At 39.1% G+C, this 17,111-nt stretch carries 12 protein-coding genes and 13 tRNA genes; 24 read left to right on the top strand and 1 reads right to left on the bottom strand.

Features of this window, described 5'->3' with window-relative positions:
* Window positions 1-56 precede the first annotated feature (56 nt).
* From PV403_RS24260 to PV403_RS24195, 14 genes are all read left to right on the top strand, one after another.
* A tRNA-Ser gene (locus PV403_RS24260) sits at window positions 57-134 on the top strand.
* An 11-nt stretch (window positions 135-145) separates the two neighbouring features.
* Window positions 146-221, top strand: a tRNA-Val gene (locus PV403_RS24255).
* An 87-nt stretch (window positions 222-308) separates the two neighbouring features.
* Window positions 309-385: transfer RNA gene (locus PV403_RS24250), tRNA-Asp, on the top strand.
* A 49-nt stretch (window positions 386-434) separates the two neighbouring features.
* Window positions 435-510, top strand: a tRNA-Thr gene (locus PV403_RS24245).
* A gap of 102 nt (window positions 511-612) precedes the next feature.
* Window positions 613-686, top strand: a tRNA-Trp gene (locus PV403_RS24240).
* Window positions 687-718: 32 nt separating this feature from the next.
* A tRNA-His gene (locus PV403_RS24235) sits at window positions 719-791 on the top strand.
* A gap of 22 nt (window positions 792-813) precedes the next feature.
* Window positions 814-888 (top strand) — tRNA-Gln (locus PV403_RS24230).
* Between the two features lie 9 nt (window positions 889-897).
* Window positions 898-973: transfer RNA gene (locus PV403_RS24225), tRNA-Lys, on the top strand.
* 11 nt (window positions 974-984) lie between these two features.
* Window positions 985-1,065, top strand: a tRNA-Leu gene (locus PV403_RS24220).
* A gap of 9 nt (window positions 1,066-1,074) precedes the next feature.
* Window positions 1,075-1,146 (top strand) — tRNA-Gly (locus PV403_RS24215).
* A 12-nt stretch (window positions 1,147-1,158) separates the two neighbouring features.
* Window positions 1,159-1,235 (top strand) — tRNA-Arg (locus PV403_RS24210).
* Between the two features lie 8 nt (window positions 1,236-1,243).
* A tRNA-Pro gene (locus PV403_RS24205) sits at window positions 1,244-1,317 on the top strand.
* Between the two features lie 9 nt (window positions 1,318-1,326).
* Window positions 1,327-1,400 (top strand) — tRNA-Gly (locus PV403_RS24200).
* 397 nt (window positions 1,401-1,797) lie between these two features.
* The gene (locus PV403_RS24195; RefSeq protein WP_213536160.1) at window positions 1,798-3,057 is read left to right on the top strand and encodes a mechanosensitive ion channel family protein; all 1,260 of its coding nucleotides are present in this window, start codon (window positions 1,798-1,800) and stop codon (window positions 3,055-3,057) included.
* Window positions 3,058-3,206: 149 nt separating this feature from the next.
* On the opposite strand, the gene PV403_RS24190 is transcribed toward PV403_RS24195, so the two are convergent.
* Entirely contained in the window at window positions 3,207-3,785 is a 579-nt protein-coding gene (locus tag PV403_RS24190; protein ID WP_213536162.1) for a TetR/AcrR family transcriptional regulator, read from the bottom strand.
* Window positions 3,786-4,078: 293 nt separating this feature from the next.
* Between PV403_RS24190 and PV403_RS24185 the strand changes: the two genes are divergently transcribed.
* The 10 genes from PV403_RS24185 (at window position 4,079) to PV403_RS24140 (ending at window position 16,884) form a co-directional block, all read left to right on the top strand.
* On the top strand, window positions 4,079-4,780 hold the full coding sequence (locus tag PV403_RS24185) for an ABC transporter ATP-binding protein (protein ID WP_213536163.1): 702 nt from the start codon (window positions 4,079-4,081) through the stop codon (window positions 4,778-4,780).
* 6 nt (window positions 4,781-4,786) lie between these two features.
* The gene (locus tag PV403_RS24180; RefSeq protein WP_332086221.1) at window positions 4,787-7,336 is read left to right on the top strand and encodes an ABC transporter permease; all 2,550 of its coding nucleotides are present in this window, start codon (window positions 4,787-4,789) and stop codon (window positions 7,334-7,336) included.
* Window positions 7,337-7,639: 303 nt separating this feature from the next.
* Window positions 7,640-8,275, top strand: a complete 636-nt coding sequence (locus PV403_RS24175; protein ID WP_332086220.1) for a 2OG-Fe(II) oxygenase — start codon at window positions 7,640-7,642, stop codon at window positions 8,273-8,275.
* Between the two features lie 164 nt (window positions 8,276-8,439).
* Complete coding sequence (locus tag PV403_RS24170; protein WP_213536169.1) at window positions 8,440-9,420, top strand: LacI family DNA-binding transcriptional regulator; 981 nt, start codon at window positions 8,440-8,442, stop codon at window positions 9,418-9,420.
* A gap of 2 nt (window positions 9,421-9,422) precedes the next feature.
* The gene (gene rbsK, locus PV403_RS24165; protein WP_213536171.1) at window positions 9,423-10,304 is read left to right on the top strand and encodes a ribokinase; all 882 of its coding nucleotides are present in this window, start codon (window positions 9,423-9,425) and stop codon (window positions 10,302-10,304) included.
* Window positions 10,305-10,441: 137 nt separating this feature from the next.
* A complete protein-coding gene (gene rihC / locus PV403_RS24160; protein WP_213536173.1) occupies window positions 10,442-11,338 on the top strand; it encodes a ribonucleoside hydrolase RihC in 897 nt (298 codons plus the stop codon).
* Between the two features lie 83 nt (window positions 11,339-11,421).
* Window positions 11,422-12,618 (top strand): NupC/NupG family nucleoside CNT transporter, encoded by a 1,197-nt coding sequence (locus PV403_RS24155; protein WP_213536177.1) that lies wholly within the window; start codon window positions 11,422-11,424, stop codon window positions 12,616-12,618.
* Window positions 12,619-12,690: 72 nt separating this feature from the next.
* Window positions 12,691-13,353: a nicotinamide riboside transporter PnuC gene (gene pnuC / locus PV403_RS24150; RefSeq protein WP_213536179.1), complete on the top strand. Its 663-nt coding sequence runs from the start codon at window positions 12,691-12,693 to the stop codon at window positions 13,351-13,353.
* Window positions 13,354-13,585: 232 nt separating this feature from the next.
* Window positions 13,586-14,404, top strand: coding sequence for a methyl-accepting chemotaxis protein (locus tag PV403_RS24145; RefSeq protein ID WP_213536181.1), 819 nt, complete (start codon window positions 13,586-13,588; stop codon window positions 14,402-14,404).
* A gap of 371 nt (window positions 14,405-14,775) precedes the next feature.
* Window positions 14,776-16,884: an RICIN domain-containing protein gene (locus PV403_RS24140; protein ID WP_213536182.1), complete on the top strand. Its 2,109-nt coding sequence runs from the start codon at window positions 14,776-14,778 to the stop codon at window positions 16,882-16,884.
* The last annotated feature ends 227 nt before the right edge of the window (window positions 16,885-17,111 follow it).

Raw genomic sequence — 17,111 nt, 5'->3', positions numbered from 1 at the left:
GTTAATCGAGTTGTCACAGGTTCGAGCCCTGTTCGGGGAGCCACTTTTGGAGAAGTGTCCGAGCTGGCCGAAGGAGCACGATTGGAAATCGTGTAGGCGTCACAAGCGTCTCGAGGGTTCGAATCCCCTACGGGTCACTTTATATGGAGATTTAGCTCAGCTGGGAGAGCATCTGCCTTACAAGCAGAGGGTCGGGGGTTCGATCCCCTCAATCTCCACCATATAAAATATTGCGGGGTGGAGCAGCTCGTCTAGCTCATAACCCGAAGGTCGCAGGTTCAAATCCAGACTCCGCAATTGTAATACTTGGAACTGTGGTGTAGAGGCCTAACATGCCTGCCTGTCACGCAGGAGATCGCGGGTTCAAATCCCGTCAGTTCCGCCACTTTTATCTCAGTCCTATGATATAGAGCATGATATGGCGTAATCAATTAGCCGGTGTAGCTCAACTGGTAGAGCAACTGACTTGTAATCAGTAGGTTGGGGGTTCAAGTCCTCTCGCCGGCACCAGTTTCAATATGGAGAATTAGCAAAGTGGCTAAACGCATCAGACTGTAATCTGTTCTCTTACGGGTTCGGTGGTTCGAAATCATCATCCTTTAACAGTTTCTTAGGGGCATAGTTTAAAGGTAGAACAGCGGTCTCCAAAACCGTTAGTGTGGGTTCAATTCCTGCTGCCCCTGCCATAATCTTATTTATTTCAGTGAAAAATAAGATGGCGGTCGTGGCGAAGGGGTTAACGCACCGGATTGTGGCTCCGGCATTCGTGGGTTCAAGTCCCATCGATCGCCCATTTATACACCTTATCACTGTTGGGGATTAGCCAAGCGGTAAGGCAACGGACTTTGACTCCGTCATGCATAGGTTCAAATCCTATATCCCCAGCCATTTTAGTACGAGCCATTAGCTCAGTTGGTAGAGCACCTGACTTTTAATCAGGGTGTCGAAGGTTCGAGCCCTTCATGGCTCACCATATAATCACATGCGCGTGTGGCGGAATTGGCAGACGCACTAGACTTAGGATCTAGCGTCCTTGACGTGGGGGTTCGAGTCCCTTCACGCGCATTGATTTTTGCGGACGTGGCTCAGCGGTAGAGCATCGCCTTGCCAAGGCGAGGGTCGCGGGTTCGATTCCCGTCGTCCGCTTTTATATTTTTTGCGCCCTTAGCTCAGCTGGATAGAGCGTTTGACTACGAATCAAAAGGCCGGGAGTTCGAATCTCTCAGGGCGCGCCATTATATTTCGGGATGTAGCTCAGCTTGGTAGAGCACCTGGTTTGGGACCAGGGGGTCGCATGTTCAAATCGTGTCATCCCGATATTAGTACGCGGGTGTAGTTCAATGGTAGAACTTCAGCCTTCCAAGCTGATAGCGTGGGTTCGATTCCCATCACCCGCTCCAATATATTTATTCAAGTCTGGTTATATAACTAGGCTTTTTTTTGTATATAAAGATAGAAGTTTCGATTACCTCTTTTAGGGACTAGATGTATAAGGGTTTTACAAGTCGCGCTCCGTATGGAGGTACGTGAATTTAAGTGTTTTTGATTCTCTGGTTCACCGTCTTACATCTGAATGGACGAAACTGCTACCCGTAGTTACGGAAGAGGATCTACTTTTGATATTTTAGTAGTTGGGAGTCGTTAGAATACAGAATTTATGAACCAGGCAAAGTTTTTTAAGAAAAAAGGGCGTTCGCCTTTGTTTTTTACAGCCTTATCAGACAGGATTTGTATTTGCTTAGGTTTTAAAACTACACTATAATATTAGGCTAATCTACACATAGTCAGGAGGAAACAATGGGATTTATCAGAAATCAATTAGACGGATATGGAATGAGCGAAGCTGCGGTTGGTTATCTATCAAACTTGATCATGGCTGTTTTTATAGCGTTGGTCTGCATTCTAGCCAATTTTTTAACCAAAAAAATCGTGCTGAAGACGATTATTCATATCGTTAATAACAATCGGTATACATGGGACAATATTATTTTGGAGAAAAAAGTGTTTCATAAGCTGTCACATCTCGTGCCAGCCATCATTATCTATTCTTCTGCACCCATCTTTCCGTCATATGAGATTTTGATTAAGAAGCTGGCAATCATTTATATGATTATCGTAACCACCAGGGTGTTTAGTGCGCTGCTTAATGCTGTTGAAGCGATTTATCGTACATTTGAGGTTTCCAAGATCAGACCGATCAAAGGATACATTCAGGTGGCAAAGATCTTACTATACATCATCGCTACGATTTTAGTGATATCGAGCCTCATTGGTCAGAATCCCTTGATCATTCTCAGCGGGTTTGGTGCCTTATCGGCTGTTCTGATGTTAGTTTTTAAGGACTCCATCTTAGGCCTTGTGGCAGGCGTTCAATTATCCTCGAATGATATGGTACGTGTAGGCGACTGGATAGAAATGCCGAAGTATGATGCGAACGGTGACGTAATTGATATTACACTCAATACGGTAATGGTCATGAACTTTGATAAGACAATCACCATGATTCCTAGCTATGCCCTTATTTCAGACTCATTCAAAAATTGGAGAGGTATGCAAGCATCCGGTGGCAGAAGAATTAAGAGAAGTATTAATATTGATACAAGCAGTATCTCTTTTTGTACAGAGGAAATGATTGAGGAACTTCAAAAGATACACTATCTCACTGATTATGTCACGACGAGATTGGATGAAATTAATACTTATAATATGGAACACCAGATTAATACGGAGAGCAAGGTGAACGGTAGGCAGCTTACGAATATAGGTGTATTCCGAGAATACATTCATCAATATCTGAGGAATCACCCTAAAATTCATAAGGATATGACGTTGATTGTCAGACAGTTAGCTCCTGGCGATAACGGGCTGCCACTGGAAATCTATGCGTTTAGTAATGATACCAACTGGGCGGTGTATGAATCAGTTCAGGCTGATATCTTCGATCATATCTTTGCAGTTGCGCCGACCTTTGGACTTCGTGCCTTCCAAAATCCTACGGGCCATGATATCGTTCATTTAAAAGAAAGCAAAGAATATTCGCGAGAATACTCAAGATAAAATCAGGAAATTGTTGAAGCAAGATCTGGCTTTATTGAATACTAATTTCATTCGCACTGGCTATATACAGTTTGATGTCGACAATTTAAAACCACCTCAAAGGTGGTTTTTTCGCATTTATAGAGCATCTTATCAGTGATAAACGAGAATCACTTAAGGGTGATCTCGGCTTGCGTTAAATCGTTATTATTTAAAGTGCTTACTGAATTGATGATTGTAACGATTTCAGCAGGGGATTCAGGTAAGTCATTTTCTAACCATGTTTGAACAATGGCAATACAGCCTCCAACAATATATCTCACATAATAATTGGAATAGGACTTGCTAAATTCCTCAGAAACCTGTTCCAGATCAGCTTTATTCGCTATAGAAATAAGTTTATCTAGCAGCTTATTGTCCCTCTGTTTGCAAAATAAAATCTTACACAAAGCCCTGTTTTCTGAAATCAATTCAAGTACATTCAATAGTAGTGAATCTGAATACTCGTTCACTGGCGTTTCATCAATATATTTCACGATTTTATGGAATAGCTCATCTTCCATCGTCTGGAGCAAATCATGTGGATCTTTGTAATGTGCATAAAACGTTCCTCTATTCACATCTGCTCTTTTACATATATCAGTAACCGTAATCTGGTGAATTTCTTTCTCTTCAAGCAGGGTAAGGATACTATCTTTAATAGCCTTCTTCGTGTACACAACTCTTCGATTTCCTTTAATGCCTACCATAACGAATCTCCTTATAAAAGTTTAAATTATCTAACGGAATCAATTTCATAACTCATTAAAAGGTATTATGAACTTGAACTAACTCTGCAACTGTTATCAATTGAACAAACTTGTTCAATATGTTCATTTCATAACACAAAGAAAATATGTGGTCGTTGTTATTGGATTTTTGCTAATTTATAATATTAACGTACTATTAAACAAACAAGTTGTCTATTTAATGACGATATGAATTGAATACTCATTAATTCGGTAGCATATAAAACAAGCCTGGCAGCTAATGGAGGAAGAGAATGTCGTATATCAAAATTCAGGATGTATATAAAAAATATAAGGTGGGAGATACCGTCGTTGTCGCTAATAATGGGATCTCTTTTTCTATTGAAAAGGGAGAATTCGTTGTTATATTAGGTCCAAGCGGAGCGGGAAAGTCAACGGTACTTAATATTCTTGGAGGAATGGACAGTTGTGATTCAGGAGAAATCATCGTGGACGGGCTTACTATATCTACATTTAATAATAAGCAGCTTACTAAATATAGAAGAGACGATGTAGGTTTTGTATTTCAGTTTTATAATTTGGTACAAAACTTAACAGCCAAGGAAAACGTAGAACTTGCTACACAAATCACCAAGAATGCGTTAGATGTTGATCAAACGCTTGAATTGGTAGGTCTTGATCATAGAAAAGACAATTTTCCATCACAGTTATCTGGCGGTGAGCAGCAAAGAGTTTCTATTGCAAGAGCAGTAGCCAAAAATCCTAAGTTATTGCTTTGTGATGAGCCAACGGGTGCTCTCGATTACAATACTGGAAAGCAAGTATTACAAACCCTTCAAGATACATGTAGGAAAATGGGGACAACCGTTATCGTGATCACGCATAACTCGGCAATTGCACAGATGGCAGATCGAGTGATTAAAATCAATGATGCGAAGGTTCGAAGTGTAGAAGTGAATAAGAATCCGATTCCCATTGAAAATATTGAGTGGTAGGGGTACATGATGAAACTTAAGCCATATACGAAATTAACGATTAGAGAAATTTTATCTTCTAAAGCCAGATTTATTTCGATATTGATCATTATTCTTTTAGGGGTTGCTTTTTATTCAGGTATAAAGTCGTCAGGACCCGATATGAGCAAGGCGATCAATCATCTTTTTAATGAATATCATTTGATGGATAGTAAAGTTGTATCGAATTTCGGATTAGATGATGACGATGTTGATGTGCTTAGAAATGATGATCGCATCTTGGATTTTTACGCTACGCATAGCATAGATGTGAATCTTACAAACGCCAGTAATGTAGTTAGATTCATGGAATACGATAAGGAAAGTAATATCAATGATTTCATCATTGTAGAAGGTCGATTACCTGAGAACAGTGGAGAAATCGCGATCGATGAAGAAGCCTTAAAGCTTAATAAGGACATACAGATCGGACAAGAATATACAATTGAGACTGACGATGAGACAATGAAGAATTTTAAGCAGACAACGTTCACCGTAGTAGGTATGGTAAGAAGCCCAATGTATATTGAAAAAGGATCTAGAGGCATAACATCTGTGGGTAAAGGAAGTATTGATTACTTTGCCGTATTGAATCGTTCTGATCTATCCATGGATGCATACACCGAGCTATATATAAGATTTAAAAATGTACAAGGCCTTGATGGATATAGTGATGAGTATCAAGATGTAATGGATGAGAATAGTGAATATCTTGAAAACCTATTCGCTGCCAGAAAGGAAGAAAGAGCAGAAGAATTAAAGGCAGCATTACAAAAACAATGGTCTCAAAGTACGGCTAATATGAATCAATTGAGTCAATCATCTGTAGACAAACGGGCAGAAGGTATGATGGATGTAGATCAGTTAGCGTATTATGTGTCCGATCGAACGGATAACCCGGGGTATTTAGGATATAAAGATTCCATTCATAGTTTAGATAGTATTGCTTCCGTGTTGCCGGTATTTTTCTTCCTACTAGCAGTAATGATCTGTTTAACAACGATGACTAGAATGGTCGAAGAAAATAGAACCGAGATCGGTACATTAAAAGCTTTAGGATATGGCAATTTTGAAATAGCGAAGAAATATATTATCTATGCGTCCTTAGCAAGTATTTTAGGAGCTGTATTAGGAATACTCATTGGAGCGAGTATACTCCCAGGCATTATCAGTAATGCACATGAAAGTTTATACAGCCTGCCTAAAGTAAGCATTGTTTATTATCCGTCCTATATCGTTCAATCGCTATTCATCTCTATATTATGTACGGTAGGGGCTAGTTTGTTTGTCTTAAGAGTTGAATTAAGAAATAAGCCAGCTAATCTAATGAAGGTAAAAGCTCCGAAGGTTGGTAAAAAGATACTCTTAGAGAGAGTTACGCCGATATGGAGAAGATTCAATTTTAATTATAAGGTGACATTTCGAAATATTTTTAGATATAAACAACGTATGCTGATGACGATATTCGGTATTTCAGGCTGTATGGCATTACTGGTTACCGGATTTGGACTTAAGGATTCAAATGTAGGCATGGTGGACAGGCAGTTTGGACAGTTGTGGAATTATGAAGCGATGGTCATCCTAGATGACGATTCTACAGAAGAAATGAAAGAGTATGATAATACGCTGAATAGGTTATCTGGATATGAAGATAAATTAGATCTGCACCAAGAGTCTGTTGTATTTAGTAAGGAAGATATGAATAATCAAGAAGCTACCTTGTATGTGCCGCAATCTACAGATCATTTAGATGACTTTATCATTTTGGGTAATCGTGAATCTGGAGATAAGTATAAATTATCAGATGATGGTGTTGTGATAACCGAAAAATTAGCCAAGCTCCTAGATGTTTCTGTTGGAGATACGGTATCGATGACAGATGATGATAATCATACGTATGACATAAGGATAGATGCGATTGCTGAAAACTACGTTAAACATTATATCTATATGTCACCTACGTACTATGAAAAGGTACTTGAAAAGAAACCTGTATATCAAACGCAGCTACTCAATTTCGATCGAGATCTAGCTGATGAAGATGAGATATCTTCCAAGCTTATGAATCATGAAAATGTGATAAATGTGACGTTAACATCTAACATGCAAGAAGCTAGCGAAGACTCCGTTGCGAATATGAATCTGGTTATGATCGTTATCATTATTTCTGCTGGATGCTTGGCCTTTGTGGTCCTATACAATTTGAATAACATCAATGTATCAGAGCGTATAAGGGAACTATCTACTATAAAAGTGCTAGGGTTCTATGACAATGAGGTAACGATGTATATCGTAAGAGAAAATGTCATACTCACCTTACTCGGAATCGTTACGGGTTCATTTTTGGGGAATCTATTACACGCGTTTATCATTTATACAGCAGAAACGGATACGATGATGATGTATCCGGATGTTTCCATTCTTAGTCATATCTTATCTGCAGCTATAACAATATTCTTTTCAACCATCGTTATGATGATCATGCATGCGAAGTTAAAGAAAGTGAATATGATTGATGCATTAAAATCTAACGAATAGTGTAGAGTACGAATATTATCAACTAAATGTGCCTATTCTAAAGAGATAACTCTCAAACTACGTGAGTTATCTCTTTTCTTTTTCCATTTAGAATCTACCACCCCAAACTTAATTTAATTCGTCTTATATTCATTTACACGTTTTTTATTTGTTCAAATAGTCTAAATAATATGTATTGAAGTATATTCCTATACTCGAGCTGTTTCTATAATATATTTGAAATAAATGTAAAATGTTTATTTTTTAGTTTTAGGTTCTCATTTTGGTCATCGTAAGTGATTATAGAGGAGGTTGATTCATATTATGACAAAGGAAGTTTCGATCTTACCCATTCAATCCGTCTATTCTATTGATAATCACATGATTACTGCCACCGTTCTACATGAAGAACCTTTAGTAATGAAATTTGATCAGGTATTAAATGATGAGGAATGTCAGATGTTTATTGCTGCTGCTGCGTTACGTCTTAAAAAATCGAAACTCGCGAATAAAGAAGAGAGTCAAATTCGAACTAGTAGTGGGATGTTTTTTGAAGAAAATGAAAGCCCTTTAATAACCGAAATAGAAAATCGTATATCAACTTTAATGCATGTACCCATCTCACATGCGGAAGGACTACAAGTATTACATTATGAACCTGGGCAAGAGTTTAAAGAACATTATGATTTTTTTGGGGCCAGTAGTCCTTCTAGCCATAACAATCGAATCAGTACATTAATTATATATTTAAATGATGTAGAAGAAGGAGGGGAAACAACCCTTCCGAGGTTAGGTATTACCATGAAACCAGTGAAAGGTTCTGCGATTTACTTCGAATATTTCTATAACAATCAGGAGTTGAACGAATTAACTTTGCATAGTGGAGAGCCTGTCATCCGCGGTGAGAAATGGGTAGCGACTCAATGGATGCGTAAACAACGAATTCGAGAAGGATACTAAAGTCAGAGAGACCACGGTTGCGGTGGTCTTTTTTATTGTTTTTCATAGCAATATGAGTAGATATTTTCAAAGGAACTTTTATTAAATAGGTTGTTGACTATCCTAATAAAATAAATTAAACTAATCGTGTAATCGGTTACAGATGATTAGGAAGGATGCTTTTAGTGGCTACTATTAAACAGGTTGCAGAAAGAGCTGGAGTTTCTGTTGCGACAGTTTCTCGAGTCTTGAATGACAATGGGTATGTACAATTAAATACAAGGAAAAAAGTGGAGGATGCGATCAATCAGCTTGGATATGTTCCTAATGAAGTAGCGCGTTCTTTGTATAAGAAAGAGTCCCGTTTAGTTGGTTTACTTTTGCCGGATATAACAAACCCATTTTTTCCAGAAATGGCCCGTGGTGTAGAAGATGAGCTCCAAAAAGAAGGATTCTATTTGCTTTTTGGTAATAGTGATGAAAGCTTAGAGCGAGAGCTGAATTACATTCAGACCTTTGTACAAAATAATGTGGTTGGTCTTATATCGGCAACGAATTTAGCTGATAAAATCAACTATGAAAACTTACCCATTCCAACTGTGTTCTTGGACCGAGGTTCTCAAAGTGAATACTCCGTTTACTCCGATGGCTTTGAAGGTGGCAGAATGGCTGCTATTGAAATGATTAAACGAGGCAGCCGCAAATTAACTGTTCTCAAAGGACCTGCATACGTCTTGCCTGCGCAAGAACGCTTTCAAGGAAGTATTGAGGTTTTAGCCCAATCGGATGTTGATTTTCAGGTGATTTCAATGAACTCACTTTCTTTCCAGGAAGGATTGAGTAAAGCGCAAGAAATATTCGAAAAATTTCCTGATACGGATGGAATTATTGCGAGTAATGATATAACAGCGACAGCTATCTTGCATAAAGCTTTGAGTATTGGAAAAGTTATTCCTAACGACGTCCAAATCATTGGATTTGATGACATTCAACAGAGTAGTCTACTTTTTCCATCATTATCAACAATTAGACAACCGATTTATGATATGGGGAGAGAAGCGGCTAAGCTGCTTATAAAATTAATTAAGAAACAAGCGGTTGAAAAATCGCATATTAAATTAGATGTATCATATGTAAATCGTAATACAACAAGGAAGGTGAGATAGACGTGGTAAAAGTAACGGTTATTGGAAGTTCTTCTATGGACTTCGTGGTAACGACAAGGATGCGCCCAGGTGTAGGAGAGACAGTGATGGGGGATTCCTTTAAGGTCGTTGCCGGAGGAAAAGGGGCGAACCAAGCGGTGGCTGCAGCCCGGTTGGGCGCTAGTGTTACTATGATTGGCTGCGTTGGTGATGATTATTATGGTCAAGTTATCTTAGATAATTTTAAGAAGAATGGTGTTTTTACTCACAATGTGGAACCGGTTACAGGTATTCAAAGCGGAACAGCTCATATTACGATTGCTGATGGGGATAACAGTATTGTGGTGGTAAAAGGAGCAAATAATCATGTAACACCGGCCATTGTTGAAAAAGCGCTGAAGGTGATTCAAACATCGGATATTGTCCTTATTCAACATGAAATTCCGTTGGAGACTGTAGATTATGTCAGCCAAGTTTGTGAGCGATATGGAGTGCCATTACTATTAAATCCAGCACCGGCTGCGCCGCTGACGGAAGGGATATTAAGAAGAGTATCGTTTTTAACTCCTAATGAACATGAAGCAGCTGAACTATTTAAAGAGCAAAATCTATCTGAAGTATTGAAGCAATATCCGAACAAATTGTTTATCACGGAAGGGAAAAATGGTGTTCGTTATTTTAATGGGAATGAAGAGATATTAGTACCTGCTTACCCGGTAGAAGTGGTTGATACGACAGGAGCTGGAGATACTTTTAACGCTGCCTTTGCTGTAGCACTAGCTGAGGGTAAAGAGATAATGGACGCATTGAAGTTTGCGAATCGTGCTGCCTCTCTATCTGTAATGAAATTCGGTGCCCAAGGAGGAATGCCGACACGTCAAGAATTAGAGGGTTGTCTTGATTAGGTTATATTGGATCGTTTATAGGGAAGAATATAATAGAGATGCTTACATTAGAAATCCGTCTTTTGTAATATTCAATGTGTAACCGATTACAGATATTAGGAAATCAACTTATCTATATCCTAAGGAGGAACATTAACATGAGAAAAATTCCAGTAATTATTGACACAGATCCTGGTATTGATGATGCAGCAGCTATTGGTTTGGCTCTCCACAGAGATGAATTAGATGTGAAATTAATAACCACGGTAGCCGGGAACGTGGATATTGACAATATCACTACCAATGCATTGAAACTTGTATCTTTCTTTGAGCGAGATATTCCCGTTGCGAGAGGTATGGAGTCTCCGTTACTGAAACCTTATGAAGGAAGTAGAGTACATGGAGAAACAGGCATGGATGGTTATGATTTTCCTGAACCTACGAATCAGATTATAAAGCCGCATGCTGTTGAAGCGATTCGTTCTTTGCTGGAGGAATCAGAAGAGAAGATAACGATTGTTCCTATTGGCCCATTAACCAATATTGCAGTATTGCTGTTAATGTATCCGCATGTAAAAAACAAAATTGAGCGAATTGTACTCATGGGGGGATCTTTATCCGGAGGGAATATGAATGGTCCAGCCGAGTTTAATATGTGGGCTGATCCTCATGCAGCGAAGATTGTGCTTGAATCCGATGTTAATGTGGTGATGATTGGCTTAGACGTAACGTTAAAAGCACTCATTGGTGAAAAAGAATTAACACAATGTCAAAACAAATCTGCTGAAATGTTTAACGCGATCTTCCATCATTATAGAGATGGAGATATGGATCATGGCGTTGTTATGCATGATTCCTGTGCTATTGCGTATCTGACCAAACCTGAATTATTTACGATTGAACGCAGACATGTGAAGGTCATCACCGAAGGACCAGCAAGCGGTATGACAATGGAGATGTTTGAAGAAGAGACGACGAATATGAATGTGGCTGTTGGTATTGATTCGGAAGCTTTCCAGGCATGGTTCCTTGAAACATTACACCGAATGAAGTAAAAATTTTTAACTATTAAAATTAAGTATTGCATCAGATTTGGACATCCAGACACTTTAACCTTCTAGCAGAAAAGGGGATTGTCATGAAGTACCTAATTTTTATCCTATGCTTAATTGCAATTTTCCTACTAGCATATTTAGTAAGCTTCGATAGAAAAATGGTTAAGAAGAAGCTCAAAACAATTGTTATTATTCTAGGTATTCAGATCCTATTGGCTTATGTATTCCTGCATACAACGATCGGTATTAAGATTATTGGTGGCGCTTCCAAACTTTTTGAAAAGTTATTAGGTTACGCTAATGTAGGGATCGAATTTGTATTTGGAGGTATGATTGAAGGTGGTTATGCCACTTTCTTATTGACTGCATTATTTCCTATTGTATTTATCTGTGCGTTACTTGGTATTTTGCAATACTTTAAGATCCTTCCTTGGTTTATTAAAATCATGGGAACAGGACTCAACAAAATCAGCAGACTTGGCAAGCTTGAATCATATAGTGCGGTAAGTGCCGTTATTATCGGTATGACAGCCGTATTCGTCTCCATCAAAGACCTCTTACCAAAACTTAACAAGCAACAAATGTATACAATTGCTGCTTGTTCGATATCAACAGTGGATCTAAGTATTGTTGGTGCTTATATGAATATGATTGATCCTAAGTTTGTTATTCTAGCAATTATTCTAAACTTGTTTAGTGTGTTCGTCATTCTATCCATTGTTAACCCATATAACCCAGATGAGAGAAATGAAGCACTTGCGATCGTTAATCAGCCAGCTGAAAAAGACGAACGCGGATTCTTTGAGGTACTGTCTGATTACATGATGGACGGCTTCAATTTGGTATTAGCGATTGTCGCTATGCTGCTAGGATTTGTAGCTTTGGTCGCTTTCTTAAATGGTATTTTTAGTGGTATTTTTGGTGTAGATTTCCAAACCATTCTAGGCTATATCTTTGCTCCTTTTGCTTTCTTAATGGGTGTGCCTTGGGACGAAGCAGTTCGCTTCGGTGGATTAATTGCGACTAAGCTGCTGTCTAACGAGTTCGTGGCAATGACAAGCTTTATAGAAATGGAAGGATTATCAGAAAGATCTACAGGTATTATTTCAGTGTTCCTGGTATCGTTTGCTAACTTTGGTTCAATCGGTATGATCATCGGAGCCTTGAAAGGGCTTTGTCCGGATCAAAGTAAAGTCGTTGCCGGTTTTAGTCTTCGTCTGCTCTATGGAGCGACTCTTGTTAGCTTCTTATCCGCGGCAGTGGTCGGCTTAATTTTGTAAGATAGAAGCTGTAAAACATATATTGTTTTAACAAAAATATTCAAAGTAACTCAATCAGGAGGAAGCTAGAGATTGGGCAAATATTTGAAACATCCTCTGTTTATTATTGGTGCTAGCATATTAGCTGTTATCGTAGGTTGGGTTATGAAGGCTCCCATTCTGGATACGATTGTATCCGTGCTCGGCATGGTGCATGTATGGCTATTAATGAAAGAGAAGATGCTTAATTTTATTTTTGGTATTATTGCTTTTGGCAGTTACGTATATATTTATGTTTCTTCCGAATTGTACGCTATGGCTGTCGTTGCTTTTGTTCAAACGATGTTTCTAATCTATGGCTGGTTTTTCTGGAATAAACACAAGCAAGGTGATGAAGTTCCACGAACTAACCGTTTTACACGTAAACAGTTGCAATTTTGGATACTTGGGATGCTTGTAGCCTGGTTCCTTTGGGGATTGCTTGAGAAAAATGTATTTGGCGGATCCTTGCCTTTTCTAAACAGTCTAACGGCAGTTATAGGACTAGTAGCTGAATATTGGCTTAGTCGAAAGTATCTGGAGAATTGGCACCTTTTTATTCTTTCCGATGCGTTAGCTGTTTGTACCGTGCTCTTAAGCGGTTTGTATCCAATGGCAATTCTTTATGGTATCAATACTTTGCTATCCGTACAAGGTTTACGTGAATGGAAGGCGAATGATCATAGTAAAAGTATCAAAGAAATTAATGTAGTTTAAAGCTGTATAACTTATTAAATAAAGAAAGCCTGTGATTTAGAAGAGGCACAGATTGACCCAGAAACCCAGCCATTTACAAAGACTGGGTTTCTTAAATTTATATAGCGAGTAATACCTCTTCACTCATTCACAGAATTAACTAATGATGGTAAAATGGAATAATTAGTAGATCTTTTGAACTAAAATGAACTAAAGTTTTAATACATAGTTACGTAGTAAGGAGAATTCTAAAATGAATACCATTGAATCCTTGGATAATCTAATTGCCATGATTCCCATCTTAAAGGCAGCAGTGCCTGCTGAATTATCCATTGCTATTTGTGACACAGAGAAATTTATTGCCTATTGGCCTGGAGAAGATATTAATTTGGAGATCCATGTCGGCCAACCTTTGCACCACGAAGAACCGTTAACGCAGGCAATTCGGGATAATATAGCATTAAAGGCAGAGGTACCTCCCTCATTTTATGGTTTTGAATTTATAGGGACGGCTACACCGCTCCACAATTCAAGTGGTCATGTGATTGGCGGTATAGCCATTCAGTTACGCAAACAAAGTGAGCTAATAGCCATAGCGGATCAAATTTCGCTCTCACTAACCCAAGCCAATAAACAGATCTCAGAAGTGGCAGAAGATTCATCAAAATTAGCCGATTCTGCTCAGCAGCTGCTTACGTTCGCCCATCAGACGGTAGAGCAGGTGAAAGAAACAGATAAAGTTGTAACAATTGTCAAAAGAGTCGCGGATCAAACGAATTTATTAGGAATTAATGCGGCGATAGAAGCGGCTCATGCAGGAGATCTAGGAAGAGGTTTCGGTGTTGTAGCGAGTGAGATACGGAAATTATCCAAGGAGTCGCTTAACTCTACGAATGTGATTCAAACTACACTGAAAACATTTGAAGAGGCAATTAGCGAAATGCGCGTATCCATTGAACAAATGACTGCAATTGTTGAACGACAGGCAACATCGTCCCGCCAGGTCTCCGATTTTATCGAAGAAGTGGATCGGATGTCAGAACAGTTGAATGAATTTGCAAAGAAATTATAATTTAGCTCTAAGTGGCGTCTAATATGATCTTCGAACAGGGTTTTGATTGTATTTTCCTATTAAGTAAAAGCCGCATCCGTATGGGGATGGGGTTTTTGCTCCATGATCTATATTTCAAGAATATGTAGTGGAAAAATAATGAATTGCAAACTATAATATACATGTTAATTAATTAACATATAACAATGGCAAATCACACTTTATGAGACGGGAGGATTAGAAAGTTTATCGATGACTGAATGGCAGCTAGGATTTAACTAATATAGAAAATTGTAAGCGCTTTATTTATAGAGAGGCAATAGGAGCTAGATAGTCTATCACCGCTTTAACCTAACTTATTTTCGAGGGTATGAAAGGAGACTAGTCAAATCATGAAGCTGATCCAACAAGAATGGAGTAAAAAATGGATTTCACTAGCTATTATTTTTGCTTTATTAGCCGTTTTTGTATGCAGCGGAGCCGCTTACGGAGCCGCGAGTTCATCGACAACCTCATCAACGACGAGGGCTTCCGTTCATGATCCTTCCATCTTTTATGATTCTTCAACAAACCAATATTATGTTTTCGGTTCCCATTTAGGGCAAGCTTCCAGCACCGATTTAAGAAACTGGTTTTATCTGGGGACACAGGGCTACTCAAACGCAAGCTTGTACGGAGCATCCACATATGAAGGCTACTATTATATAAAGAATAAAAACAGCGGGTTATATTTGGATGTTGCGAATGGCTCGTCTGCGGATGGCGCTAATATTCAACAATGGTCATATAACGGATCCGATGCGCAAAAATTTAAAATTGTGTACCAAGGCAGCGGAGATTACTATATTCTAACTGGAAATTCGTCCTATACAAGCAGCATTGATGTAAACAGCAATTCTGCTGCGGATGGCGCCAATATTGAGCAGTGGAAGTATTGGGGCGGCACGATGCAATTATTTAAAATCGAGCAAAACAATGACGGTACAGTTTCCTTTCTCTCTAAAGCATCTGGATATAAATCTGCGATTGATATAACCGATGGCAGCACCTCCAGTGGAGCAAATGTCCAACAATGGAATTACTGGGGCGGCGACATGCAAAAATGGGAACTAGTAAAGGCGGGAGGTACAGGGAATTCTTCAAGAAGCACAGGGGCGGCATTGAATTCTGCGCTGGCTTCTTCATTTGCATGGGCTGGATATAACGACCAAGACAGTTCGGGCGGTCATTCGGTTTGGGCTCCTGCACCGATTTACAATGCATCTTATGAATGGGCGGATGGTTCGAAAGGTGCCTATATGTTGTACTACTGTACGTCATCCACTTATATGCGTTCTGCAATTGGATATGGCGTGTCTAAGTCAATAACCGGTCCATTTGAATATGTGGATACGATTGTTTACTCTGGATTTACAAACGCAAGCAATCCGATTACAACGAGCTCGTCGTTAGGGACAAAAACCGTGAATACATGGGTTCAGAACACGAATATACCGGAGCTCATAGATAACGGTACATTGTCAGGAACGAGAAGCGGTTGGTTTACGAGCAACGGCGGATTCAACAATACCAATTTTCCAAATGCGATTGATCCCACTCTTGTTTATGATAGTTCAGGAAATATGTGGATGACCTATGGGTCTTGGTCCGGAGGTATTTATATTCTTCAAATTAACCTTGCGACGGGCCAACCTTACTATCCTGGTTCTGATAGCGGCGATACTGATCGCTATTTTGGGAAGAGAATTGCCGGTGGATATGGTAAATCTGGTGAAGCTCCTTATATTGTTTATGATGCAAGAACAGGCTACTACTATTTATATGTAACCTATGGCGGATTAGCCAATTCGGGCGGATACCATATCCGTTTATATCGCTCTACATCCATTAATGGAACGTATACTGATGCTGCTGGCAATCCAGCTGTGTATTCATCATCTTCCATTAATCAATCCAACTATGGAATTAAGTTGTTTGGAAATTATAATTTCTCCGGATTACCAGTTGGATATAAATCGGGAGGCCATAACTCTGCATTTGCTGATACCGACGGAATGAGATATTTGGTGTACCATACAAGATTTAATAACGGTACCGAGGGGCATGAGGTTCGTGTGCATCAACAATTCATGAACGCCGACAAATGGCCTGTAACAGCTGTATATGAATATTTAGGAAGTAGTATTTCTTCAACCGGATACAGTATGAGCGATATGACGGGGACATATGAGTATGTGAATATGGGGCTTGATGCCTCTACGTCCGGTGTTGGTATGCTGCCAACCCAAAGCGTGACATTGAATTCGAATGGGAGCATAACGGGTGATGTGTCGGGTACATGGTCGTATACCTCAGGAACGTACTACTGCACAATGGTGATCAATGGGGTAACCTATAAAGGTGTTTTCTTTAAACAAAGAAATGAACAGTCTAGCCATAATGCAGTTATGACCTTCTCATTAATCGGCTCTAATAACACTTCAATTTGGGGTTCCAAGTAGGATGCTTATCGTCATATTGTATTGTATCAAGCTATTAAGAGATACTAATTATTGCTTTTGATGTTCAGTAAAAAGACCAAGCGGTTGCTTGGTCTTTTATTTATGGCTTTAGCCAGTTGAGTGCGTGAAACGCGCGAAACAAAAAACCACCCGCTATGCGGGTGGAGGAATCAAAGGTTTGACCACTAAGACCATTCCGATAGAATTGAGATGTTCAGGCTCAAAGA

Source organism: Paenibacillus sp. GYB006, from assembly GCF_036577645.1.
Lineage (GTDB): Bacteria > Bacillota > Bacilli > Paenibacillales > Paenibacillaceae > Paenibacillus.
Note: the sequence above shows the minus strand (reverse complement) of the source record. Positions and strands in the feature narration are given on the sequence as shown.

Excerpts from the sequence above, each read along its gene's own strand:
- PV403_RS24195 (WP_213536160.1), top strand. The coding sequence starts at position 1,798 with ATGGGATTTATCAGAAATCAATTAGACGGATATGGAATGAGCGAAGCT.
- PV403_RS24190 (WP_213536162.1), bottom strand. The coding sequence starts at position 3,785 with ATGGTAGGCATTAAAGGAAATCGAAGAGTTGTGTACACGAAGAAGGCT.
- PV403_RS24185 (WP_213536163.1), top strand. The coding sequence starts at position 4,079 with ATGTCGTATATCAAAATTCAGGATGTATATAAAAAATATAAGGTGGGA.
- PV403_RS24180 (WP_332086221.1), top strand. The coding sequence starts at position 4,787 with ATGATGAAACTTAAGCCATATACGAAATTAACGATTAGAGAAATTTTA.
- PV403_RS24175 (WP_332086220.1), top strand. The coding sequence starts at position 7,640 with ATGACAAAGGAAGTTTCGATCTTACCCATTCAATCCGTCTATTCTATT.
- rihC (WP_213536173.1), top strand. The coding sequence starts at position 10,442 with ATGAGAAAAATTCCAGTAATTATTGACACAGATCCTGGTATTGATGAT.
- PV403_RS24155 (WP_213536177.1), top strand. The coding sequence starts at position 11,422 with ATGAAGTACCTAATTTTTATCCTATGCTTAATTGCAATTTTCCTACTA.
- PV403_RS24145 (WP_213536181.1), top strand. The coding sequence starts at position 13,586 with ATGAATACCATTGAATCCTTGGATAATCTAATTGCCATGATTCCCATC.
- PV403_RS24140 (WP_213536182.1), top strand. The coding sequence starts at position 14,776 with ATGAAGCTGATCCAACAAGAATGGAGTAAAAAATGGATTTCACTAGCT.